Here is a 21,762-nt window from a genome sequence, read left to right as displayed (position 1 = left end):
ATGCAGGGCGGCACGAATATTCTATGCTGCGGCGTTGCACTTTCCACATTTCCAAAAAAGAAGGAGCCCCCGTGTCAAGAATCATGCCCGTTTTATTACCCGCTTTCGCCCTGGCCCTGTCGGCCATGGCCTCGTCGAACTTGGGCGCCGCGCCCGTCAAACCGGCCGCCGCGTATAGCGCCGCCGCCAGCAAGGCCGATTTGCTGCCGTTCAAGGCCACGGAAAAGACCCTGCCCAATGGCTTGAAGATCATCATCGTGCCGACCGGCTTCCCGAACCTCGTTTCCTTGCAGATTCCCGTGCAGACGGGTTCGCGCAATGAAGTCGAGCCAGGCAAATCCGGCTTTGCCCACTTCTTCGAGCACATGATGTTCCGCGGCACCAAGGCCTATCCGCCCGAAAAATACCAGGAAGTGATCACGCGCGCCGGCGCACGCCAGAACGCGTATACGAGCGACGACCTGACCAATTACCACACGACGTTTGCCAAGCAGGACCTGGAAACCGTGCTGAAGGTGGAAGCGGACCGCTTCCAGCACCTCGACTATGCGGAAGACGCGTTCAAGACGGAATCGCGTGCCGTGCTGGGCGAATACAACAAGAACAGCGCCAATCCCGTCTCGAAACTGTTCGAAGTGATGCGCGACAGCGCCTACACGACGCATACCTACAAGCACACGACGATGGGTTTTATCCAGGACATCGAAGACATGCCGAACCAGTACGCGTATTCGAAGATCTTCTTCGACCGCTGGTACCGTCCCGAGCGCACCACCATCATCATCGCCGGCGACGTGGAACCGCAGCAAGCCATCGCGCTGGTGGAAAAATACTGGAGCGGCTGGCAGCGCGGCAAGCAGCAGGCGGCCGTGCCCGTCGAACCCTCGCCGCGCGGCCCCGTCTACAAGCATGTGGCCTGGCCCACGCCGACCCTGCCATGGGTGGCCGTCGGCTTCCACGCGCCCGCGTTTTCCGTGAAGGACAAGGACCAGGCGGCACTGGCAACGTTGCTGTCGCTGTCGTTCGGCCGCACCTCGCCGCTGTATAAACGCCTCGTGCAAAACGAGCAAAAGGTCGACCAGCTGTTCGAGATGACGCCAGACCGGGTCGACCCAACCCTGGCCGTGCTCGGCGCGCGCGTGAAAAACATCGATGACGCCGTCTACGTGCGCGACGCCATCCTGGCCACCGTGGCGCGGCTGCGCGACACGCCAGTGAGCGAAAAAGACCTGGCGGACGCCAAGTCGGCTGAAAAATACGGTTTGATACGCTCGCTCGACAACACGGAGCAGATCGCCGGCACCCTGGCTTCCTTCGTGCATTTCGACCGCTCGTATGCCACCATCAACCAGTACTACCGCCTGATCGATACGCTCACGCCGGCCGACCTGCAGGCAGCCGCGCGCAAATACCTGACGGACGAGGGCCTGGTGGTCACGACCCTGTCGCATCAGCCAATGGCCGCCGCCATCGCCACCACGCCGAAGCTGGCCAGCCTGCTGCCGGCCGCCTCGAGCGCGAAGTTTGACGTGCTGGTGCAAAAGTCCGCGCTGCCGCAAATCCGCTACAAGCTGCTGTTTATGGCCGGTTCCGCGCAAGACCCGCAAGGCAAGGAAGGCTTGGCCGCGCTGACGGCGTCCATGGTGGCGTCCGGTGGCTCGTCCGAGCGCAAGATCGACGAAGTCAACCAGGCCCTGTTCCCGCTGGCCGGCAGTTTCAGCCAGCAGACGGACAAGGAAATGACGACGTTTACGGGTTCCATCCACAAGGATAACTGGACGCAGTTCAACGCCATCGCCCTGCCCCTGCTGCTGTCGCCCGGTTTCCGCGAAGACGACTTCCGCCGCCTGAAGGACGCGCAAAAGAACGCGCTGCTGCTGGACTTGAAGGACAATAACGAAGAGGAATTCGCCAAGGAACGCCTGCAAACGAATGTGTATGCGGGCACGCCGTACGGCCACCCGGTGCTGGGCACGGTCGCCGGCATCGACGCCATCACCCTCGACGATGTCAAACAGTTCTGGAAGAGCGCGTATGCGCAAGGCGCCGTCAAGGTAGGCATTTCCGGCGACGTCTCCGAGGCCATGACGGCGTCACTGACGCAGGCGCTGGCAAGCTTGCCGGCCGGCCCGGGATTGCCCGCCACCGTCAAACCCGCGGGCCGCAAGGCAAACGGCCTGGAAGTGGAAATCATCGAGAAAAACACGCGCGCCACGGCCATTTCCTTCGGCCTGCCTTTGGAGGTGACGCGCACGCACCCGGACTTCCCCGCCTTGTGGCTGGCGAAGACATGGCTGGGCGAGCACCGCGCCTCGAATTCCTATCTGTACCAGCGCATCCGTGAAATCCGCGGCATGAACTATGGCGATTACGCGTACATTGAAGCCTTCCCGCGCGGCATGTTCCAGTTCTTCCCGAACCCGAACCTGGGCCGCAAGGCGCAGCTGTTCGAAATCTGGATCCGCCCCGTGGCGCCGGACAACGCCCACTTCGCCCTGCGCGTGGCCCTGACGGAATTGGGCAAGCTGATCGACAACGGCCTGACGCAGGACGATTTCGCCACCACGCGCGACTACCTGATGAAGAACGTCTTCGTCATGACGTCGACGCAAGACCAGCAACTGGGCTATGCGCTCGATTCGCAATGGTATGGCACGCCCGAGTTCACCAAGTTGATGCGTGATGGCTTGTCGACACTGACGCTGGCGGACGTCAACCGCGCCATCAAGCAACATTTGTCGGCAAAGAACCTGTCCGTGGTGATCGTCGCCAAGGATGCGGCCGGCCTGAAGGAAAAGCTCGTCAGCGACGCGTTTTCTCCCATCAAGTACGACGGCAACAAGCCGCAAGCGCTGCTCGTTGAAGACAAGGTCATCGGCGCGATGAAGCTGGACATCAAGCCGGCAGCCGTCACGGTGACACCGGCGGCGCAGGCGTTCGCGAAGTAAGGGCTGGCGCTGGATCACCCCATCTGACGAAGCATGTCGGATGGGGTGCATCGGGGATGGCCAGACTTGAACACATCAACGACCTGCGGGGAAGGATATGGAATGCCACGCTGTCACATTGATCATATCGCCATCACGGCGCCAACGCTGGAAGCGGGTGCGGAGCTGGTGCGGCTGGCGCTGGGGGTAGAACTTCAGACTGGCGGAGCGCATACCCGCATGGGGACGCATAACCTTCTGCTAAGGCTAGGCGATGCTGTCTACCTGGAAGTGATTGCACCCGACCCCGAGGCGCCGCTACCGTCCCGGCCCCGCTGGTTCGCGCTTGACACCCTGGCCGCCGATGCGGCGCCGGCACTCGCCACCTGGATAGCCCGCACCGCCGATATCGAGGCAAGCGTTGCGGCGTGTTCGGAGCCGCTTGGCAATATCGAAGCCATGAGCCGGGGTGCTCTGAATTGGCTGATCACCATTCCCGGCGATGGCGCATTGCCCTTGCATGGCGTCGCTCCGGCACTCATCGAGTGGCAAGCGGAGGCGCACCCGGCGGCCAGGCTGCAGGATCAGGGGCTGTCCCTCGTCAAGCTCGAACTGTTTCATCCCGAACCGGAACGCATTGCCCGCCTGCTGCTATCGCTGGGCCTTGAAGGCCAGCTTGTTGTGCACGCGTCGACAGCGGAACGCGGCGCTGGCCTGGTCGCCCACATCAATACGCCGCAGGGGCCGCGCCGACTGTAAGCGCGGCGGGCGATCAACCGCCCCCGCCCTGCCAACTCACTCGAACGGATTGGCCACCGACGTCACCTCGGGCGGCGGCAGCTGGTCAGGCAGTTCCTGCTTTTCCAGCTGCGCCACCACGTCGCCCAGCAGTTTTTGCAGCTGTTTGGCCAGGGCCAGGCCCGGCTTGTCCAGGGTCAGGTCGATGTCGCCGCTGATGCTGATGCGGTCGATCCGGTTTTCGATGGTCAGGCTGCCGATTTCCAGCACATCGCTTTCATTGGCATACGGGACGAATTTCTTTGCGCACATGGGATTTCCTTTTTGACGGTCTTATTTTTTGGACTTGCTCTTCACCTTGGGCAAACTCAGCATGCGCAGCTTTTGCTGGCGCGTCAGCGACGGTAACAGATCGATGCCGATCCTGTCTTCCAGTTGCGCAATGCTCAACACTTCATACGTCTTGGTGTCGACGTTTTCAATGAAGTAGGCGGCGCCGGCGCGCTGGCGCGGGCTGTACACGGCCTTGTACAGATGGCTGGGCACGATCACCCGGCCCACCTTGCGCAAGTTGCCGCCAATAAAAGCCGGCCCCGTGATCACGTACAGGTCGCCCTCTTTCTTGGCCATCTTGCGCACGGCGCCTTCGATGCCAGCCCACACATAGCGGTTGTTGCGCGAATCTTGCGGCACCATGTTGGCCAGGGTAAAGCTGTCGCGCTGGCTCTGGCGGTCCGGCATGTCGCCGTTGGGCGCCATGTGGCCACGGTCGAAGCCGCTGCGCGCATAGTCGGCCAATTCCGCGCGCTGGGCGGCGGGCAGCTTGCGTTCGGCGTGGAAGGAGTTTTCGCGCGACAAATCCTGCGCCGCGTCCAGATTGTTCGCCGTCAAATGCTCGGCCGACCACAGCGGCGTGCGGGTGATACCCGAATGCATCACGCCAAACACGTTGTAGCACAGCTCTTTGGTCGCCACGTCCAGCTTGGGGTTGGTGATTTCCGGCTTGCGGCCATCGACGTAATGGGCGGGACAGGCATCGGCATGCGCCAGGTTCGCGGCAAAGGCGGAAGCCAGCAAGCCGCACGCCAGGGTCAGCCTGGCGATCGATCGTTGAATCATATTTCCCTAAGTGAAATCTTTGCAGGCCAGCATTCTAGCGGACGCGGGCCGTCACCACAAACCCGCACCAGCCTGGCGTGCGCGCCTGGAAACGGGCAGGCAGGCGGGCCTGCGCAGAGCTGGCGCAAATAAAGGCCAACAGGCCCCGCACAGCCATTCATATCTGCTAAGATTGCCTAGATTCGTTCGCATCGACCATTCAAGATTTGGAGAGCATATGATCAAAAAAACCCTGCTGCTGATCGTCGTCGTCGTCGCCGCCATCCTCGGCTATGCCACCACCAAGCCCGATACTTTCAGTGTCCAGCGCGAAATCACCATCAAGGCCCCGCCCGAGAAAATCGCCGCCCTGATCACGGACTTTCATTACTGGGCCGCCTGGTCGCCGTGGGAAAAGCTCGACCCGGCCATGCGCCGCACGTTTACGGGGCCGGCCAATGGCCTGGGTGCGCAATATGCATGGCAAGGCAATGACAAGGTGGGCGCCGGCCGCATGGAAATCACGGAAGCGGCCCAGCCCGAACGCACCGTCATCAAGCTGGACTTCCTCAAGCCGTTCGAAAGCCACAACACCACCACGTTTACCATGACGCCCGAGGGCGACGGCACCAAGGTGAACTGGACCATGACGGGCCCCAGCCCTTACGTCAGCAAGGTCATGACGGTCTTCGTCAGCATGGACAGGATGATCGGCAAGGATTTTGAAAAAGGATTGAACAACCTGAAGGCGGCCGCGGAACGCTAAGCCCGCTCGCAGCACATGGAAACAGGGCCCGCGCGGCCCTGTTTTACTTGGCGCCCCCTTGCGGGGGCATGCTCAGAACTGCTCGATCCAGGCGGCCAGGTGGTCTGGCGTAAGCGCCGGTTCAGCCTGCACTACCTTGCCCTGCAAGCCCAGTTCCGTCTTGCTCAACTGCAGGGACCAGCCGCGCCGCGCCAGCCACAGCAAGCTGGCCAGCCAGAACGAGTGGATGGGCGAGACGGGCGTGGTGGTCGGCGTTTCCAGGAATTCCGTCAGCAGCCGTCCATCGAGGAACAGCGCCGTGCCGCCCTGGTTTTGCAGCGCCGCGCCAAACACGGGCAGCAGCATGTCGATCGCCTGCTCCACGCCACGCCCCGGATGCTCGCGCTCGAGCGTGTCGAGCTGCTGGCGCACGGCGGCGGCAAAGGCCGTGCCGCGGAACGCTTCCGAACTGACCAGGTCGGCATAATCCATCAGCAGCCAGTCCGGCTCAGGCGGTGTGACGCCCGCCGTCAAGGCCGCCGACAGATACGCTTCCACGGGCAGTTGCTGTTCCGGACCGGCCAGGCTGGCGCACAGAGCGTACAGGGTGCCGATGCGGTTGGCAACGGCTTGCCGCTGGCGCACCATCAGCTTTTCGCGCAACAACTGGGCGTGTTCATTGCGCAAGCGCGCCAGTTCCAGCGCCTGCTTGAGTTCCATGCGCAGCGCCGCGATATCCCACGGCTTCTGGATGTAGCGGTGGATCTGCCCCTGGTTGACGGCTTCCACCGTGTGCTCGAGTTCGGAATACGCGGTGGTCAGAATGCGCACGATGTGCGGATGGCGGTCCCAGGCGTACGACAGCAATTCGTTGCCGTAGGCGCCAGGCATGCGCTGATCCGACACCAGCACGGCGATGCGGTCGGCCTGCTCGTCGAGGATGCGCTTGCCCTCCTCGACGGAGGTAGCCGTCAGCACGTCGGCCAGCGGCGCGATGGCGCGCTGGAAGTATTTGAGGGCGTTGGCCTCGTCATCGACATAGAGTATCGTCGGCAAGCCTTGCGCCGGCTCACGCTGAGCCGGTAAACGCAGATTGGCGTCAATCATGCTCGTTCCTTATATGTACTGGAAAATTCAGGGTTACCGTGGTGGAGGTGCCAAACTCGGTGGCGATATCGAGGTTGCCGCCGAACGACTGCATCATGCGGTGGCAAAACACCATGCCCCAGCCCTTGCCTTCGCCGCCGCCGGCACTGACGGGGTCGATCAACAGCTGCTCCACAATCTCGGGGGCGATGCCGGCGCCATTGTCGCGCACCGTGATGCGGCCGGCATCGATGCGAATGCCGATCGCCGGATGGGTTTGCTCGCCGGCCGAACGCAAGGCATTCGCCAGCACGGACGATAAAATCAGCGCGACGCAATTGGGTGACTCGGCTATGGAGAAATCTTCGCCCACTTCGACCGTGATGGCGGCGCGCTGGGCCGCGCTCAAGGGATAGCTGTCGAGCAAGGCGTCCAGCAACTGGCGCGCGCTGCCGGCGCGGCGTCCGCCCTGCATGCCCGGCCCGGCGCTGGCCAGGCGCACCGTATCGACAAAGCTGGCCAGGACCGACAGGCAATAGCGCGCATTGTCGTGCATCAAGGCGGCCGCTTCGCCGATCTCGGCCTGCGGCGCGGCGTCCGCCTGCGCGCGCCGAGCAATGCCGCGCGCAAAATTGGCGATGGCCGCCAGCGGCGTGTTCAATTCATGTGCGAGGAAAGCCAGCGATTCCTCCATCGCCACCAGGCCCTGGCGGCGCGCGGCCCGTTCGCGGCCCGTCTGCACGGCCAGCTGCAGCGCCGTTTGCATGGCGGCCAGGTCGAGCGGCTTTTCCAGCAAACGGAACAAGGTGCCGCCATTGATCAGCTCGAGCAGCACGTCCTTGTCCGCATAGGCCGTCACCAGCATGCAGACGATGTGCGGATAGCGCTGCGCCACTTCCTGCAGCAGCTCGCTACCCAGGCGGTCCGGCATCCGGTAATCGGTGACGAGCACGTCGATCTGGCCGGCCTCGTCTTCCAGCAAGGCCAGCGCCGCATCGACGCTCTGCGCCGTCAATACGCGGTAACGGGGACCGACGGCGCGCTCGAAATACTTGCAGGCGAGCGCTTCATCGTCCACGTACAGCACGCTGGCGCGGCTATCGCTGTCCATGCTAGCGGCCCTCCCAATCGGAGCGCTGCAAGTCGAAATTCATGCTGGCCCATTTGCCCAGCTCGCTTTCGGCGCTCAATGTTCCCCCGTGGCGCTCGATCACGCCATAGCTGATGCTCAAGCCCAGGCCCAGCCCCTGCCCCACTTCGCGCGTGGTAAAGAACGGCTCGAAAACACGCGCCAGGTTTTCCGGGGCGATGCCGGGACCGTTGTCGCGCACGCTGATGCGCAGGCGCTTGTCATCCCAATGGGCCGTGATGCGGATCTCGAACGGCGGCGCATTGCCCTTGCGCATGGACAGCACGGCATTGCCCAGCAAGTTGATCAGCACGCCCACGATGGCCGCCTCGTCGCCGCGCACCAGGGTGTCGACCGGCAAGTCGTGGCTGATGCTGACATTCTTCGTTTCATGCCCCACCAGGCGGATGGCCGCGTCGAGCGCGCTGCGGAACTGGAAGTGTCCCGTTTCCAGCTGGTTGCCGCTCTTGCGGTAGGCAAAGGTCTTCAAGTCGGACACGATGTGCTGCACGCGCAGCATGCCCTGCTTGGCGTCGGCCAGGCATTCGCTGACCAGCGCGCTTTGCTTGGCGGCCGGGTCTTCGATGGCCACTTCGATGGCCATCATGCAGAAATTCACGGGGTTATTGACTTCATGCAGCATGCCGGCGGCCAGGGTGCCGATGGCGGCCATTTTCTCTTGCTGCAGCATCTGCCCTTTGATATCGGCCAGGCTTTTGTTGGTTTCTTCCAGCTGCGTGTTCTTTTGCGCCACTTCCGCCTTCAGCTGGAACAGCATGAAGCGGGCGCGCTCGTTGAAATACGTAAAGACGGCGCTGATGCTGGCCGACATGATGAGGAACAGGCAGTTGACGACAAAGGTGCCCGGCAAGTCGAAGCCGCCCGCATGCCAGGCGCAGGCGCCCACGTACAGCAGGCAGGAGATGGCGCCGAAGACCATGTTTTGCCACAAGCCGAAAGCGAGCACGATGCCCGACGAATAGATGGCCAGGGTCATGCCCACGTAATAGATCGAGGTGGCGCCTTCCGTGATGGCGATCATCCAGGCGATCATGATTTGCGGCAGGATCAGCCAGACAAACGTCAGCCCCTGGATGCGGTCTTGCGCCCAGCGCGTGCGCATGGCCAGCACGACGCAGAAAATCAGCACGGAGACGACGATGCGCGCACTGGTAAACGCCGACTGCTTGTCCGGGTACAGGGCTGAATCGAGGCCCATGCCCAGCAGGATCAGCACGATGCCCGTATACGCCCCGCCGCGGCTGAATTCCAGGCGGAAGTCGCGCAAAACGGCCGTGTAGCCGGCGTGCAGGCCTGGAGTGTCCATCAAGGAATGCTCACTTCCGCGAACACATTCACGCCCGTCGCGTCGACATAGATCAGCGGATCCGTCGCGTGCTCGGGCAGCAGGGCCGACAGGCCCGCTTCATTGCGATAGATCAAATGCCATTCGAGCAAATGCTCCATGCCGAATTTGCCTGGGTTGTTGGCGTGCACATTGGTGACGAGCAAACGTCCGCCCGGCCCCACGCGCGAGGCGAAGTGCATCAGCAGGCGCGCGCACACTTTATCGGACAGGTAGTCGAACAGGCCGGCGCAATACACGGCGTCAAAACTGCCGGGCAAGCCCGTGATGCCCGAGCCATGGCGGCGCTTGAGCAGGTTATGCACGGAGTCGTGCACATAATCAATCTCGACCACTCTCCCCGTGCGCTGCATGATGGTGGTCAGGCGCGCGCGCGTCCAGTCCAGGGTCTCGCTGCTGAAGTCGACCAGCTCGAAGGCAAGCCACTGCGCATCGGGGCACGTCTCGAGAAAACGCTGCACCTCGATGGCCGGGCCGCAGCCCACGTTGAGCACTTTGTACACACGCCCCGCGGCACGCGCCGCGGCCGCCTTTTCTGCCAAAAATTCCGTCAGGATATCGATACGGTTGCGGTGCGCGGTGGCCACGGCCGCCTGCAAGAAAGCCGCATTGACGATCTGAAAATACGTGCTCGGACCTTGGCGCGGATCGTCGAGCAGCTGGTTGACCATCTGGTAATCGCCCGCATAGCCGAGCGGCTTGGTAAACGTGCGGAAGACGAAGGGCGCGCGCAGGATCAAAGGATGCAGCGCCGCCTGGGCAAATGCGCGGTGGGCCGGTGCCCGCTCTTCCTCGACGAGCGAGGCTTCTACCTCGAGCTGGCGCAAGTAAAGCTGGGTCTGCTCCATCAGCGGCAAGGCCAGCTCATCGAAGATATCGGGGCGCAGCCGGCCGTTTTCCTTGGGCAGCGAGTCGGACAAGTCGACCTGTTCGACCCAGCGCGCCACTTCCGACAAAAAGGCGCGCATTTCGTTGACGACGATCTGGTAGTCGCGGCGGATGCGGAAGCGCTCGCCCCAGCCGGCGACAAAGGCGCTGGACTCTTTCAATACGGCGCCCTTGACGACGACCACGTCGCTCAATTCGCGCCACTCGTCGATCAGGGTCACGGAAACGATGGCGGTCAGGCCCGTATTGACGCTGCTGATGACGACGGCCTTGCCGACGTAGGCGTTTTTCGCCCCCATCCGCACCGTCACGTCATTGAGCACCTCGCTGACCTGCACAATCGAGTATGGATTGTAGATTTCCATGACCAGCGAATTGCGCTGCAAGTTGAAAATCGTGCCGCGCACCGCCTCACCCTGGGTGTTGCGGAAACTGACGACTGGATCGATCTGCGATTGTGAATACACGATTGAGCATTATCAAGTTGCCCGGTTTCCGGCGCACCACACTGGTGACACCAGATTCCAGGCTGGGTTAAGGCACGGCATACCGGTCGTTTGCCGCCGGCTCCGCCATCGCAATGGCGGTATTGCGGCGTCGCGCGACGCCGTGCCGGAGCGCCTCAAAGCGCATCTGTTCGCTCTCTGATCGAGTGTACTATGGATGTAGCAGAACGGGCAATTGTTCCCTCAGGAACGACTCTCCGTGGCGCTGGCGCGCAACGCCGGCGCTCATCCCGCAATAAACAGTGCCAGCGCATGACGCAGCAACTGTGGCGTTTGCCCCGTCCAGCGCTTGAACGAGCGGCGGAAGTTGGTGGCATCATGAAAGCCGAGATAGGCTGCTACGGCGTCGTTGTCGTAGCCATGCGCCTGGAACAGATAAATCGCCTTGTGCGCGCGCACCTGGTCCAGCTCGGCCTGAAAATGCGTGCCATGGCGCGCCAGATGGCGCTTCAGGGTGGCGGGACTGACGCCAAACTCCTGCGCCGTGCGCTCCAGAGTTGGCGCGCAGCGGATATTGGCCAGCAGATAATCGTACAGCGCACCGAGCAGGCTCGCGGCCGGTACGGGCGCCAGGGCCGCCGCGCGCAAGGCCAGCGCGGCCGCCGTGGCATTGCCGCGCGGCCAAGGTTTGTCGAGCCAGCTGGAATCGATGAGCATGGCGTCGACCTGGCAATCGAAACGCAGGGACTGCCCCAGGTGCACTTCGTGCTGCTCCACGTGACGGGGCCGCGCGCGGTTGAAGCAGAAGCGCCACGGCAAGGACTCTCCGGCCAGCCAGCGGCACATGGCCGCCAGCGCCGTCATGTGCATTTCCACGAGAAATGGCAGCTGGCTCGGTGCGCCGAAGGCGTCGACCCAGTACAGCACATGCATGTCGCCCGCTTCGCGCAAACGCGGTTGCAGCAGCGGACACAGCAAGGTATGAAAATCGCACAGGATGGTCAAGGCCTGGCGCAGGTTCTGCGCCTGCAGCAAGGCATGGCTGGCCGCGCCGTAATGGCCGGGCAGCATTTGCTGGCCCAGCATGAAACTCGTGTCGGCACTGTCCAGGCCGCGCGCCACGTTGGCCAGCAATTGCAGGTATTGCGCGGCGCTGACCTGGCTTTCCGCGGACGGCAGCGCGCCACCATCGAGGCCCGTGCCCTTGAGCAGCGGCGCCGTGGCCAGCTCGCGGCTACGCGCGTAATCGAGCACCAGCGCCGGCTGGTGATGGGCTGCGATGCTGGGGTCTCCCTGCTGGTTCAGCGGCATCAGGCAGGCGCGGCGGTGCCGGCGCGGGGACCGGTGCTACGGCCCGGCGTTTCCACGGCGCGGCTCAGCTCGGCCAGCACCACTTCCGGCACGCCGTCGGTGAGCGAGCAGGCATGGCGCAGGCTCAGACGGATTTCACGGTTGTCGTTGGCGTGGTGGCGCATCTGCCCTACCATGGCGCACAGGTGGCGCGCCTTCACGGCTCCATCCTCGCGCGACACGCCCGGCATCAGCACGGCGAAGCGGTCGCCCGCATAGCGGCACAGCAAATCGTCATTGCGCAGGTTCAGCAGCAGCATGTGGCCCACGGCTTGCAGCACGCGGTCGCCTTCACGGTGGCCATATTCGCGGTTAATCAGGTGAAAGCTGTCGATATCGAGCAAGACCAGCGCGCAATCGAGGCCGGGCCGGCGCTCCTGCTCCAGGCGCATCTGCGTGCGCAGATAGCTGGCATCGGCCAGCTGCGTGATGCGGTCGAAAGCGCGATGGTCGCGGAACAGGCGTTCACGCTTTTGCAGGTGCTCATTCAGGCGAAACTGTTCCTGGCGCCAGTAATACATGCCGATCGTTACCAGCAGCATGCCAAACGGAATCAAGCCTTCGAGCCAGTTATCCCATACGGCGCTCTTGTCGATAGCGAAGAATTCGTCCAGGCAATCAGCCCAGGAGCCCAGCATGATGGCGCACAGGCCGCCGGCGATCAGACTCGTCACCAGTCCGCGCGGCCGGCTGCTGAGGGTAAACAAAAACCAGATGCCCGCCATGACGGCCGTGCCGCCTTCGCAGACGATATCCATCCACTTCCAGATGGCAATCGGTTTAGGGTGCCCTAACGTGGCGTACAGGAACAAGAACAGGGGCAAGGCCAGTGCGGCGGCAATCAGGCTGTTACGGTGCAATGGCAGCATGTGGGAAAACCTTTAAAAGTGGTGCTGTCGCCACGATAGCGCCCGCCCATGACGGCACGATGACATGCCCCACGCCCGTGCGGCAGGTGCAAACGGCTCATCATTACCTGGGGCGCTCATGCAAATACGACATGCCACGCCCCATGTGCCCACGACCGGCAGGTCATTTCAGCTCACCACAGTCCATTTCCAGCCGGAAAGCGTTCACGGGCCGTTGTTTTCAGGGTGGCAAGCCCTTGCCTGTCACGCAACCGTCATATTTGCTGCCTAGAATCCGCCCGGTTCCTTCCCCTAACCGAGCTCTTCATGAAAACCATGCACACTTCGACTCCCTCCCCGCTGCGCCTGACGGCCCTGGCCCTCGGCATCATGACCGTCTTCAGCGGTCAAAGCCATGCGCAAGATGCAGACGGCCAGCCGGCCGCCACCGTGGTCGTCAGCGGCCAGCGCGCCAGCCTGCGCAACGCCATCGCGGCACAAGAGAAAGCCGACAACATCATCAGCGTCATCAGCAGCGACGATATCGGCGGCTTGCCCGATAAAAACGCGGCCGAAGCACTGGCCCGCTTGCCGGGCGTGTCCGTGCAGCGCGACCAGGGCGAAGGCCGCTACATCACGGTGCGCGGCCTGGGTCCGGACCTCAACGCCGTCACCATCAATGGCGCCCTCGTGCCATCGCCGGAAGCGGGCCGCCGCGCCGTGGCGCTCGACATCCTGCCCGCCGGCCTGATCCGCACCCTGGAAGTCTCGAAGACCTTGCTGCCGGAAATGGACGCCAACTCGCTGGGCGCCACGGTCGAAGTGAAATCGCTGTCCGCCTTCGACTTGCCGGGCAAGCTGCTGTCGGCCAACGTGGGCGCCAGCTACGATGAAAAGACGGGCAAGACCAGCCCCAGCGGCGGCGCCCTGTGGGCCCAGCGCTTCCTCGACGGCAAGCTGGGCGTGGCCGCCGGCCTGAGCGCGGAAAAGCGCTCGTTCGGCTCCGATGACGTGGAAACGGGCGGTGCCTGGAGCAAGGGTAAATTATCCAGCCTGGAATTGCGCGACTACCTGCCCGTGCGCAAGCGCGGCGCCCTGGCCGTCAACCTCGACTACCGTCCCGAAGCGGGCAACAGCTGGTTTTTGCGCTCGTTCGTCAGCGAATTTTCCGACAATGAAGTGCGTGACCGCCTGACCATCAGCAATATCGCGGGCGGCAGCCTGGCCGAAGACCAGACGGCCAGCGCGCGCGCTGAGCGCCGCATCCGTCAGCGCAAATACACGCAGCAAGTGCGCTCGCTCGTACTTGGCACGCAACAGAAATCGGGCGACTGGACCCTGGACGTCAAAGGCGGCATGAGCCGCGCCACGGAAGACACGCCGGAATCCCTGAACGATGGCCGTTTCCGCGGCCTCAGCAATTTCGCCGGCATCGGCTTTACGGATACGCAGGAGCCGAAACTGAGCGGCCCCACCTCGCTGTACGATCCGGCCAGCTACGCGCTCAACGCCATCACCCTGCAAAAGCGCTACTCGAAGGACAATGAACACCATGCACGCATCGACCTGGCGCGCAAGTTCGACATCGCCACCCTGAAATTCGGCGCGAAGGTCAGCCGCCGCGAAAAGACCAATGACACGGATCAATGGGCGTATAACAGCAGTAAGGCGACCAGCGGCAATTACTGGGGCACCGGTTCCACGTCGATGAGCAATTTCGTGCAGGGCCACAATCTCGACTACGACCTGGGCAACATCGGCGTGGCGCTGGACCCGGCCCTGATACGCGCCCGCGTGGCGGGCCTCGATCGCGCCAAGGCGCGCCTGTCCACGGAATCGATCATCAACGACTACCGCATGCATGAAGACATCAACGCCATGTATGTGCAAAACAGCTACGACTTCGACGCCTGGCACATCCTCGGCGGCGTGCGTGCCGAACGTACCAGCTTTGAAGCGGCCGGTTCGCAAGTGGACAGCGCCGGTGTCGCCACGCCCTTGACGCGCGAGCGTTCGTACACCAACTGGCTGCCAAACCTGCAAACCCGTTATGACGTCGATCAAAAGACCAGCGTGAGGGCCGCCTGGACGCAAGCCGTCGTGCGCGCCAACTTCAGCCAGCTGGCGCCCGGCATCAGCCTGGCCAGCAATACGGAAGCCGTGATCGGCAACCCGGACCTGAAACCGCTGAAAGCAAACAACCTGGACCTCGGTATCGAAAGAGTGCTGGGCAACGACGGCGTGATGTCGGCCTACGGTTTCTACAAGGACATCAAGAATTTCACTTACACGACGAACCTGGCCGGCACGGGCCAATGGGCGGGCTACACGACGGCGACATCGTATGCGAACGGCGACGCAGCCAAAGTGAAAGGCATCGAACTGGCCTACATGCAGCCGCTGCGCATGCTGCCAGCGCCGTTCAACAAGTTTCTTGTCGGCGTGAACGGTACCCTGAGCACATCGAGCGCGCAAATCGGCCGCTTCGACAAAGCCAGCAACAAGCAGCTCAACCGCGACATCCGCCTGCCGGGCCAGTCGAACCAGGTGATGAACTTGATGCTGGGCTATGAAACGGGCCCGGTCAGCGCCCGCCTGGCCCTCAACTACAAGTCGCCGTATCTGCTGGAAATGGGCAGCGATATCCTTGACCAAAGCCAGGACCATATCGTCGCCAGCCAGAAGCAGCTTGATTTTTCGCTGTCGTACCAGATCAACAAGCAGTTCCAGGTACTGTTCGAAGCGGCGAACCTGAATAACGAGAAATACTATGTCTACCAGGGCACGAAGCAATACAACGTGCAGAACGAACAATACGGCCGCACTTTCAAAGTGAGCTTGAAAGCCAGCGCCTTTTGATGATGATTTCAACTAACATGAAAAAAAACGTACTCTGCGGCGCCTTGCTGGCCGCCTTCTGCGCCACCGGTGCCGTCTTCGCCGCCCCGGCCAACACTTTGCCTTCCTTCACGCAAGAGGCCGAGGAACTGGCCAGCCTGCCCGGCGGCGGCTGGTTGACCCTGGACAAGCATGGCTTGCACCTGTTCAACGCCAGCGGCCAGGAGCAGGACCGCATCGCCGTGCGCGCCAAGCAGCTCGATACGCGCAGCGACGGCAATAAGGTGCTGGCCGTCTTCCTGGAAGCGGACACGCAGCGTCCGCTGCCCGTGTCCGTCGATGTGCAGGCCGGCAAGCTGGTCAAGCTGGCGCCGTTTCCCGTTCCCACGTTCTCCGTGGAAGCATCGTGTTTGTACCGCGACGCCCAGCAGCTCGATCATCTGTTCTTGATCGGCAAGGATGGGCAAGCGGAACAGTGGGTGATGCAAGGTGAACAGCGCAGCCTGGTTCACAAACTCGCTTTGCCGCCCCATGCCAAGCATTGCCGCGCCGACGATGGCGCCCAGCGCCTGCTGGTCAGCGAGGCCAACATGGGCGTGTGGTCGTATGAAGCTGATTCCGAAGGCATGGGCAAGCGCGAAGTGGTGGCCCTGCGCAAGCCGTATGGCCAGCTGGATGGCGGTGCCGGCGCCCTGGCCGTGCTGCCGGGCGGCGTGGCCGTGCTCGACGGCAAGGCGGAAAAACTGCACCTGTACTCCCATCAGGGAAGTAAATGGACGGCACAGCCAGCCCAAGCCGTGGCCTTGAACGTGCGCAAGGGCGACAGCCAGCTGGCGCTCGACGGAAATTCCTTGATGTTGCGCGGCAAGAACGGTTGGCAAGCGCGGCCCTTGAAATGGGCTGGCCAAGCGGAAACATCGCCTGCGGTGGCCATCATCGCCCCGCAAGCCCAGACGGAACCGATGGCGCGCCAGGGCGACGCGGCCGATGATCCTGCCATCTGGCTGTCCAGCAACCCCGCCAACGCACGCATCCTGGGCACCAACAAGAAGCAAGGACTGCTCGTCTACGACCTGCAAGGCAAGCAGACGCAGCTGCTGGAAGTGGGACGCCTGAACAACGTTGACGTGCGGCAAAACATCAGCCTTGGCGGCGGCAAGGTCGACCTGGCCGTCGCCACCCAGCGCGACGACAACAGCATGATGCTGTTCACCATCAATGCCGATGGCGTCGTGGTGGAAGCGGGCCGTTTCCCGACCGGACTGAAAAGCATCTACGGCATGTGCTTGTACCAGCCAGCCAGCGGCGGCGTGGAAGCGTTCATCAACGACAAGGACGGCACTTTCCAGCAATACAAGGTTGAAATGAGCGGCATGAGCGGCAACAAGTTCAGTGCCACCCTCTTGCGCAGCTTCAAGGTCGCCACCCAACCGGAAGGCTGCGTGGCCGACGACGCCAACGCCAGATTGTTCCTCGGCGAGGAAACGCGCGGCATCTGGACCACCTCGGCCGACGCCGCCAAGCCCGACGCCCTCACCATGGTCCTGCCCGTGGGCGCACAGTTGACGGCCGACGTGGAAGGCATGGCCATCTACCGCCAGCCGGGCGGCAATACTGATTCTGGCTACCTGATCGTCTCCAGCCAAGGCGACAACAGCTACGTGGTACTCGATGCCAAAGCCCCCTACAAGGTGCGCGGCCGTTTCAAGGTGGGCTTCAACCTGCCTGCCGGCATCGACGGCACCTCGGAAACGGATGGCCTGGACGTGACCTCCGCCAACCTGGGCGGCGCGTATGCACAAGGCATGCTGGTGATTCAGGACGGCTACAAGCGTCTGCCTGATGGACCGCAGAACTTCAAGTATGTGGCGTGGGGGGATGTGGCGAAGGCGTTAAAGCTGGATTAAGTTAGCAGCAACAGGGGCGGCAGCACCGGGGAAATGCACACCAATGGGGCGCATTTCCATCCCGAAGAGGCCGGCCCCGCCACTATGTGCGCGGCATATCAATATGAAATGGCAGGCGCTTGCCGCACAAGTCCACCATGCCCGTCACAAGCAGGCGCCCTTCCGACAATTCGACAATGTTGACAGCCGATACGTCGCCGTATTGCATCATATAGATACCCGATTCCTCTGCATCGGGGTGCATATCGAGCATTCCGATCGCCAGCGCTCCTTCCTGCCCTTCCGGTATGCGCAAGCCGTGCAGGAAAAAAACCGGCGGATACAGCGCCCACGACCATTCAGCATCATCCGGCTCCGTCAAGCGCATGAACACATCATCGTCGCCATGGATATCAATATTTATCTCCAGCATACCCCTGCCATGCGCTTCCAGACTAATGCTTGATTTCGCTACATCCACTTCAAAATTGGTGTCACCGATACTAAAAACAGTCATGCAATACTACTCCCAAGTTACAGGTAAATTACAGGTAAATATGCGGCGCGACAGGTAGCAAGAACTACAGGGCAGCCCCGTCGGTCGCGAAACCAGAAGGATAAAGCCGTCAATCACGGCTATCGTGCCGACACCTTATTTTTATCCTTTAACCATGTTCGTGCCATCATTGTCAACGCGCGCCGAAATGCGGTCAAACCTCATCGCCTTTAAGAATGCCGGTGAACGCAAGAAAAGGCCGCTTACTCCGAAAAAAAGCCAAAACCTGTAACGTCCGCTTCACGCCCCAAAGCAGCCGTTATACGCGAATGCGTGATCAAGACTAGAAACAGCTGCGTAAGTTCGCTTTTGAATTGATTTATACTATTTATCATATTGCATGACAATGAACTTCGCACGCTCATACAATTCGTCAAAGGTGAAAATTTCGGGGCTGGTAGTGTTCTGCCTGAATAGCTCAAAGGAGCGATATCGTTCTTCGCTTACCCCTTTGTCGGTGCTGAACTCTTGCAAGCTGCCGATGACCATAAATGCTTTTGGTGTGTAGTTGTACGCTACTTCGCCGGTAGGATCGCCATTATCGTCATTCATTGCCAGCTTGTGACGCAGCGTGTCACTCGCCATTGCGACAGTGCCTTGAACTTGCGAAACACCTCCTGCAAGGTCTTCGGATGGTGCCCAGCAACCTCCACGGTAGGCGGTCTTCTGTAACAGGCGTGTCTTATGGGTTTTAATCTCTGCAAAGCACAGGCTAGAGATGGCGCCTCGTGTTCGCAAAAGTGCGTCCACCCGCTTGCCATGATGGGCGACGGTAAATCCTTGGACGTACTGCTCCAGCTTGTTGTCGTCCAGTGAGGATAGATACAGATAGCTCAAGCCGTAACCAAAAATCCAGGGATTTTTCTCAAAATATTTTTGCCAAACCGCCTCGTCTTTGCACCCTTTCTGCTTTTTGACCTCTTCAAAGTAGCAGGGATCTTCCAGCAGGCGCTTGAACGTTTGCAGTTGCCTCTTTCTATAGCCCACGGCAATGACGTCGTCTTTCGTGATTGCTGATCTAATGACCTCAGCAAAAAGCTCTTGGTTGTCCTTGTACAGCGACTCTGCTTGTGTGCTTGAAAGGATCAGACGCCTCAAGGCTTCGTCTGTGATTTTCTTTGGGCCATTCCCATCAAGCGGCATGGCTTGAATATGCTGAAGGAATTCCACGAGCTTGCCAATCTCTTCACCTATGAAGGAGAAGCTGGCATTGTGAGGCTTGTCTGTGGCGACGGTGTAGCCCTGAATACTTAGGACAAACATCTTCCTATCGTCTTCAAAAAACTTCGCAGTAATACAGCTTTTTGCATCTTCCTTATGGCGAATAACAACTTCGTCTTTAACGTGGGCGAAAGCGTAGCTGACAGGACTTTCAATCAGTTTGGTCGCTATTCGTACCATTCGGCTCTTATCATCGAAGTCGGGAAGGCCAGGGCTTATGTAGGTCTTGCCAGGCTCGGGGTCTAGATAGCTGTCCATATCGTCACTTTCAGATTTATTTTTTTTTGCCTCTTGTTGCTCAATCTTAGATTGCTTGAAGTTGTGGCGGTGTGAATGACAATCATTGATTCCGAAAGGCTACTTCTGGCCGAACGCGGCCGAACAGGTGAGGATAGCATCTTGCCTTCGTGCAAAGCTCACGGTTTGTCCACCATGAGGCAGAAGCCGCCCCGAAGCAGTCATAGAACTACCGAAGTAGGCGGATCAATGAAATGAATTCACAGCGTCTTGGATATCGTTGATCAACAAGGCGAGATCGGGCTTATCGCCGTACATGTCGAGTTCGCGAGTGGCAATCAATCCCATGGACAGCGGCCCTGGCACTGGGTCGGAAAGATATCCAGACACAAATACTTCGCACCAACCTAGTTGTCGTAGGATAGATTGCCCAGGCGGCCAGCCTTTCTCTGCCAGAGGCTGAATCTGTTGAATAGCTGATTGAATCTTCCGCAAGAGCATAATTTCATCTTCCATTTTTTCTTGCTCGCGCGAGTGACCGCTTGTGGTTGCCGACTCTTTTAGGTCAAATTCCGATTAGCATTGGTAGCGGTCTTTGATGTGCTCATTGTAGTAAGCCCCCTTGGAGTTGGTACGCATGAACGCAGCATGCACATTCGGAGGTACTCGGCAAAAATCGTAACTATGCCCTTGTTGAAATTGGATACGCATGCAAGCTGTTTTCTCGTCGTAACCAATCGCAACAATGGCGCTAGAATTTACTCGAACCATTTGCATGGTAGCTCCCGAAAGTGTTAAGACTCACAAGGGTAAGGCTGAGCGATTAAGAACAGCTGCTTCTGACCACTAGCAAACAATTCTACAGCTGTAGCGTATTTTGCAACAGGGCATCAAAAAAAGAAACCATGATGCGCTAGCCATGCCAGCAACTGCCCAGTTAAGTCTCCCCAACTTACCAATCTGCCAGCGACTGCCAGCCTCAGGCATATTAAAATACCGTCCCATGACCTCCCCCGCCTCGACCTCTTCCCTCCCCGACAGCATTTTGCTCCCTTCCCTGGCCGTATTGGGAGGGCAGATTTCCGTCAATTTGGGGGCGGCGATTGCGAAGAATCTGTTTCCTGTCATCGGGGTCGAGGGGATTACGGCGTACCGGGTGGGGTTTTCGGCGCTGATCTTGCTGGCCATCTTCCGGCCGTGGCGCTACCGGCTGACGCGCAAGGATGTGCTGAACTTGCTCGTCTACGGTTCCGTGCTGGGGTTGATGAACTTGCTGATTTACCGGGCGTTTGCGCTGATACCGATTGGCATCGCGGTCGCCATCGAGGTGACAGGGCCGCTGGCCGTGGCCATGCTGTCGTCGCGCCGGCCGCGCGATTTGCTGGCCGTGGCTTGTGCCGTGTTCGGCTTGTATTTGCTGCTGCCCCTGCAAGGCAGTCCGGGCAGTTTGAATCCTGTCGGCGTGGCGTATGCGCTGGGGGCGGCGCTATGCTGGGCGCTGTACATCATCTTCGGCAAGCGCGCCTCGACCTTGCAAGGCGGCCAGGCCGTGGCCTGGGGCATGACGGTGGCGGCCATGGTGACGGTGCCCATCGGCATAACCTATTCAGGCACGGCACTGCTGGCGCCATCGATTGCGCTGATGGGCCTGGCCATTGCCATGCTGTCCAGCGCCCTGCCATATTCGCTGGAAATCTTTGCCCTGCGCCGTTTGCCGCAAGGCGTGTTCGGCATGTTCAGCAGCGCGGCGCCGGCCGTCAGCGCGCTGGCCGCCATGGTGGTGCTGGGAGAAATGCTGAGCTTGACGCAATGGCTGGCCATCGCCTGCATCGTGTTCGCGTCGGCCATGGCGGCGCTCGGCGCACAGGGCGGCAAGCGCTAGCGGTGCTCGACGGGCAGGCAGGTTTTGATGCCCGCCTGTAAAATGCGTCATTGCTTGCCATATCGCGCACTCTGCCCCACCGATGACATCGACACTTCTTTTTCGCCTGCTCTCCCCTTTCGCTGCCGCAGCCGTGCTGCTGGCGCCAGCCGCCGTCGCGCAGGCTGCCGCTCCGGCCGCCCTCAAGGGCAATGCCGAAGCGGGCAAGGCTGCGTTTCGCAAGTGCGCTTCCTGCCACCAGGTGGGACCATCGGCGCGCGGCGGCTTTGGCCCCAAGCTGACGGGCGTGATCGGCCGCAAAGCCGGTGCCACCACCGACTACAAGTATTCGGCGGCGATGAAAAACGCGAATATCGTCTGGACCGAGCAAAACCTGGCCGACTTCCTGAAAGCACCGAGCGACTTCATTCCCGGCAATAACATGCGCTTCTGGGGCATCGGCAATGCGCAGCAGGTGGCCGACTTGCTGGCCTACCTGCGCACGCAGTAAGCCCAGCCCATAACGCATACACGGACAGGCG

The 21,762-nt window shown here is 61.1% G+C and carries 19 protein-coding genes; 7 read left to right on the top strand and 12 right to left on the bottom strand.

What is annotated here, in order from left to right; genetic code table 11:
- Positions 1-71: 71 nt before the first annotated feature.
- Together SKZ59_RS09540 and SKZ59_RS09535 are read left to right on the top strand one after the other, a co-directional pair.
- Positions 72-2,948: a pitrilysin family protein gene (locus tag SKZ59_RS09540; RefSeq protein WP_319991536.1), complete on the top strand. Its 2,877-nt coding sequence runs from the start codon at positions 72-74 to the stop codon at positions 2,946-2,948.
- Between the two features lie 102 nt (positions 2,949-3,050).
- Complete coding sequence (locus SKZ59_RS09535) at positions 3,051-3,686, top strand: VOC family protein (RefSeq protein ID WP_319991535.1); 636 nt, start codon at positions 3,051-3,053, stop codon at positions 3,684-3,686.
- A 36-nt stretch (positions 3,687-3,722) separates the two neighbouring features.
- Here SKZ59_RS09535 and SKZ59_RS09530 read toward each other — a convergent pair whose 3' ends face one another.
- Positions 3,723-3,977 (bottom strand): hypothetical protein, encoded by a 255-nt coding sequence (locus SKZ59_RS09530; protein ID WP_319991534.1) that lies wholly within the window; start codon positions 3,975-3,977, stop codon positions 3,723-3,725.
- Between the two features lie 21 nt (positions 3,978-3,998).
- Positions 3,999-4,784: a DNA/RNA non-specific endonuclease gene (locus SKZ59_RS09525; RefSeq protein WP_319991533.1), complete on the bottom strand. Its 786-nt coding sequence runs from the start codon at positions 4,782-4,784 to the stop codon at positions 3,999-4,001.
- A gap of 217 nt (positions 4,785-5,001) precedes the next feature.
- On the opposite strand from SKZ59_RS09525, the gene SKZ59_RS09520 reads away from it, so the two are divergent.
- Positions 5,002-5,529 carry an SRPBCC family protein gene (locus SKZ59_RS09520; RefSeq protein WP_034755971.1) on the top strand — a complete coding sequence of 176 codons (528 nt, stop codon included), beginning with the start codon at positions 5,002-5,004 and terminating at the stop codon, positions 5,527-5,529.
- 72 nt (positions 5,530-5,601) lie between these two features.
- On the opposite strand, the gene SKZ59_RS09515 is transcribed toward SKZ59_RS09520, so the two are convergent.
- The 6 genes from SKZ59_RS09515 to SKZ59_RS09490 form a co-directional block, all read right to left on the bottom strand.
- A complete protein-coding gene (locus tag SKZ59_RS09515) occupies positions 5,602-6,615 on the bottom strand; it encodes a response regulator (RefSeq protein WP_319991532.1) in 1,014 nt (337 codons plus the stop codon).
- Positions 6,608-7,705, bottom strand: a complete 1,098-nt coding sequence (locus SKZ59_RS09510; RefSeq protein ID WP_319991531.1) for a hybrid sensor histidine kinase/response regulator — start codon at positions 7,703-7,705, stop codon at positions 6,608-6,610. The genes SKZ59_RS09515 and SKZ59_RS09510 overlap by 8 nt, the downstream gene beginning before the upstream one ends.
- 1 nt (position 7,706) lies before the next feature.
- Positions 7,707-9,050: a HAMP domain-containing sensor histidine kinase gene (locus SKZ59_RS09505; RefSeq protein WP_319991892.1), complete on the bottom strand. Its 1,344-nt coding sequence runs from the start codon at positions 9,048-9,050 to the stop codon at positions 7,707-7,709.
- Positions 9,050-10,444: a class I SAM-dependent methyltransferase gene (locus SKZ59_RS09500; protein ID WP_034755962.1), complete on the bottom strand. Its 1,395-nt coding sequence runs from the start codon at positions 10,442-10,444 to the stop codon at positions 9,050-9,052. Before SKZ59_RS09500 ends, SKZ59_RS09505 begins: the two co-directional genes overlap by 1 nt.
- 264 nt (positions 10,445-10,708) lie before the next feature.
- A complete protein-coding gene (locus SKZ59_RS09495) occupies positions 10,709-11,734 on the bottom strand; it encodes an AraC family transcriptional regulator (RefSeq protein ID WP_319991530.1) in 1,026 nt (341 codons plus the stop codon).
- A complete protein-coding gene (locus tag SKZ59_RS09490; protein ID WP_319991529.1) occupies positions 11,734-12,642 on the bottom strand; it encodes a GGDEF domain-containing protein in 909 nt (302 codons plus the stop codon). The genes SKZ59_RS09495 and SKZ59_RS09490 overlap by 1 nt, the downstream gene beginning before the upstream one ends.
- A 306-nt stretch (positions 12,643-12,948) precedes the next feature.
- On the opposite strand from SKZ59_RS09490, the gene SKZ59_RS09485 reads away from it, so the two are divergent.
- Both SKZ59_RS09485 and SKZ59_RS09480 read left to right on the top strand, forming a co-directional pair.
- Positions 12,949-15,480, top strand: a complete 2,532-nt coding sequence (locus SKZ59_RS09485) for a TonB-dependent receptor (RefSeq protein WP_319991528.1) — start codon at positions 12,949-12,951, stop codon at positions 15,478-15,480.
- A 17-nt stretch (positions 15,481-15,497) separates the two neighbouring features.
- A complete protein-coding gene (locus tag SKZ59_RS09480; protein ID WP_319991527.1) occupies positions 15,498-17,366 on the top strand; it encodes a phytase in 1,869 nt (622 codons plus the stop codon).
- An 82-nt stretch (positions 17,367-17,448) separates the two neighbouring features.
- On the opposite strand, the gene SKZ59_RS09475 is transcribed toward SKZ59_RS09480, so the two are convergent.
- The 4 genes from SKZ59_RS09475 to SKZ59_RS09460 all read right to left on the bottom strand — a co-directional run bounded on the left by SKZ59_RS09475 (position 17,449) and on the right by SKZ59_RS09460 (position 20,130).
- Positions 17,449-17,862, bottom strand: coding sequence for a hypothetical protein (locus SKZ59_RS09475; protein ID WP_319991526.1), 414 nt, complete (start codon positions 17,860-17,862; stop codon positions 17,449-17,451).
- Positions 17,863-18,225: 363 nt separating this feature from the next.
- Entirely contained in the window at positions 18,226-19,380 is a 1,155-nt protein-coding gene (locus tag SKZ59_RS09470; RefSeq protein WP_319991525.1) for a Shedu immune nuclease family protein, read from the bottom strand.
- Between the two features lie 225 nt (positions 19,381-19,605).
- Positions 19,606-19,875, bottom strand: a complete 270-nt coding sequence (locus SKZ59_RS09465) for a hypothetical protein (RefSeq protein ID WP_139143334.1) — start codon at positions 19,873-19,875, stop codon at positions 19,606-19,608.
- 60 nt (positions 19,876-19,935) lie between these two features.
- Positions 19,936-20,130, bottom strand: a complete 195-nt coding sequence (locus SKZ59_RS09460) for a KTSC domain-containing protein (RefSeq protein ID WP_302622661.1) — start codon at positions 20,128-20,130, stop codon at positions 19,936-19,938.
- A 232-nt stretch (positions 20,131-20,362) separates the two neighbouring features.
- On the opposite strand from SKZ59_RS09460, the gene SKZ59_RS09455 reads away from it, so the two are divergent.
- Entirely contained in the window at positions 20,363-21,241 is an 879-nt protein-coding gene (locus tag SKZ59_RS09455; protein WP_319991524.1) for an EamA family transporter, read from the top strand.
- An 82-nt stretch (positions 21,242-21,323) separates the two neighbouring features.
- Positions 21,324-21,731 carry a cytochrome c family protein gene (locus SKZ59_RS09450; protein WP_319991523.1) on the top strand — a complete coding sequence of 136 codons (408 nt, stop codon included), beginning with the start codon at positions 21,324-21,326 and terminating at the stop codon, positions 21,729-21,731.
- Positions 21,732-21,762 lie beyond the last annotated feature (31 nt).

The organism is Janthinobacterium sp. GMG2, assembly GCF_033949445.1.
GTDB lineage: Bacteria > Pseudomonadota > Gammaproteobacteria > Burkholderiales > Burkholderiaceae_D > Janthinobacterium > Janthinobacterium aestuarii.
The sequence above is the reverse complement of the archived record's forward strand: the minus strand, read 5'-3'. Positions and strand labels throughout refer to the sequence as shown.

Bases quoted from the DNA above. Each gene is read 5' to 3' on its own strand.
- SKZ59_RS09465 (WP_139143334.1), bottom strand. From the start codon at position 19,875: ATGGAAGATGAAATTATGCTCTTGCGGAAGATTCAATCAGCTATTCAA.
- SKZ59_RS09480 (WP_319991527.1), top strand. From the start codon at position 15,498: ATGAAAAAAAACGTACTCTGCGGCGCCTTGCTGGCCGCCTTCTGCGCC.
- SKZ59_RS09535 (WP_319991535.1), top strand. From the start codon at position 3,051: ATGCCACGCTGTCACATTGATCATATCGCCATCACGGCGCCAACGCTG.
- SKZ59_RS09510 (WP_319991531.1), bottom strand. From the start codon at position 7,705: ATGGACAGCGATAGCCGCGCCAGCGTGCTGTACGTGGACGATGAAGCG.
- SKZ59_RS09495 (WP_319991530.1), bottom strand. From the start codon at position 11,734: ATGCCGCTGAACCAGCAGGGAGACCCCAGCATCGCAGCCCATCACCAG.
- SKZ59_RS09475 (WP_319991526.1), bottom strand. From the start codon at position 17,862: ATGACTGTTTTTAGTATCGGTGACACCAATTTTGAAGTGGATGTAGCG.
- SKZ59_RS09490 (WP_319991529.1), bottom strand. From the start codon at position 12,642: ATGCTGCCATTGCACCGTAACAGCCTGATTGCCGCCGCACTGGCCTTG.
- SKZ59_RS09520 (WP_034755971.1), top strand. From the start codon at position 5,002: ATGATCAAAAAAACCCTGCTGCTGATCGTCGTCGTCGTCGCCGCCATC.
- SKZ59_RS09530 (WP_319991534.1), bottom strand. From the start codon at position 3,977: ATGTGCGCAAAGAAATTCGTCCCGTATGCCAATGAAAGCGATGTGCTG.
- SKZ59_RS09470 (WP_319991525.1), bottom strand. From the start codon at position 19,380: ATGGACAGCTATCTAGACCCCGAGCCTGGCAAGACCTACATAAGCCCT.
- SKZ59_RS09515 (WP_319991532.1), bottom strand. From the start codon at position 6,615: ATGATTGACGCCAATCTGCGTTTACCGGCTCAGCGTGAGCCGGCGCAA.
- SKZ59_RS09485 (WP_319991528.1), top strand. From the start codon at position 12,949: ATGAAAACCATGCACACTTCGACTCCCTCCCCGCTGCGCCTGACGGCC.
- SKZ59_RS09455 (WP_319991524.1), top strand. From the start codon at position 20,363: ATGACCTCCCCCGCCTCGACCTCTTCCCTCCCCGACAGCATTTTGCTC.
- SKZ59_RS09450 (WP_319991523.1), top strand. From the start codon at position 21,324: ATGACATCGACACTTCTTTTTCGCCTGCTCTCCCCTTTCGCTGCCGCA.
- SKZ59_RS09525 (WP_319991533.1), bottom strand. From the start codon at position 4,784: ATGATTCAACGATCGATCGCCAGGCTGACCCTGGCGTGCGGCTTGCTG.
- SKZ59_RS09460 (WP_302622661.1), bottom strand. From the start codon at position 20,130: ATGGTTCGAGTAAATTCTAGCGCCATTGTTGCGATTGGTTACGACGAG.
- SKZ59_RS09505 (WP_319991892.1), bottom strand. From the start codon at position 9,050: ATGGACACTCCAGGCCTGCACGCCGGCTACACGGCCGTTTTGCGCGAC.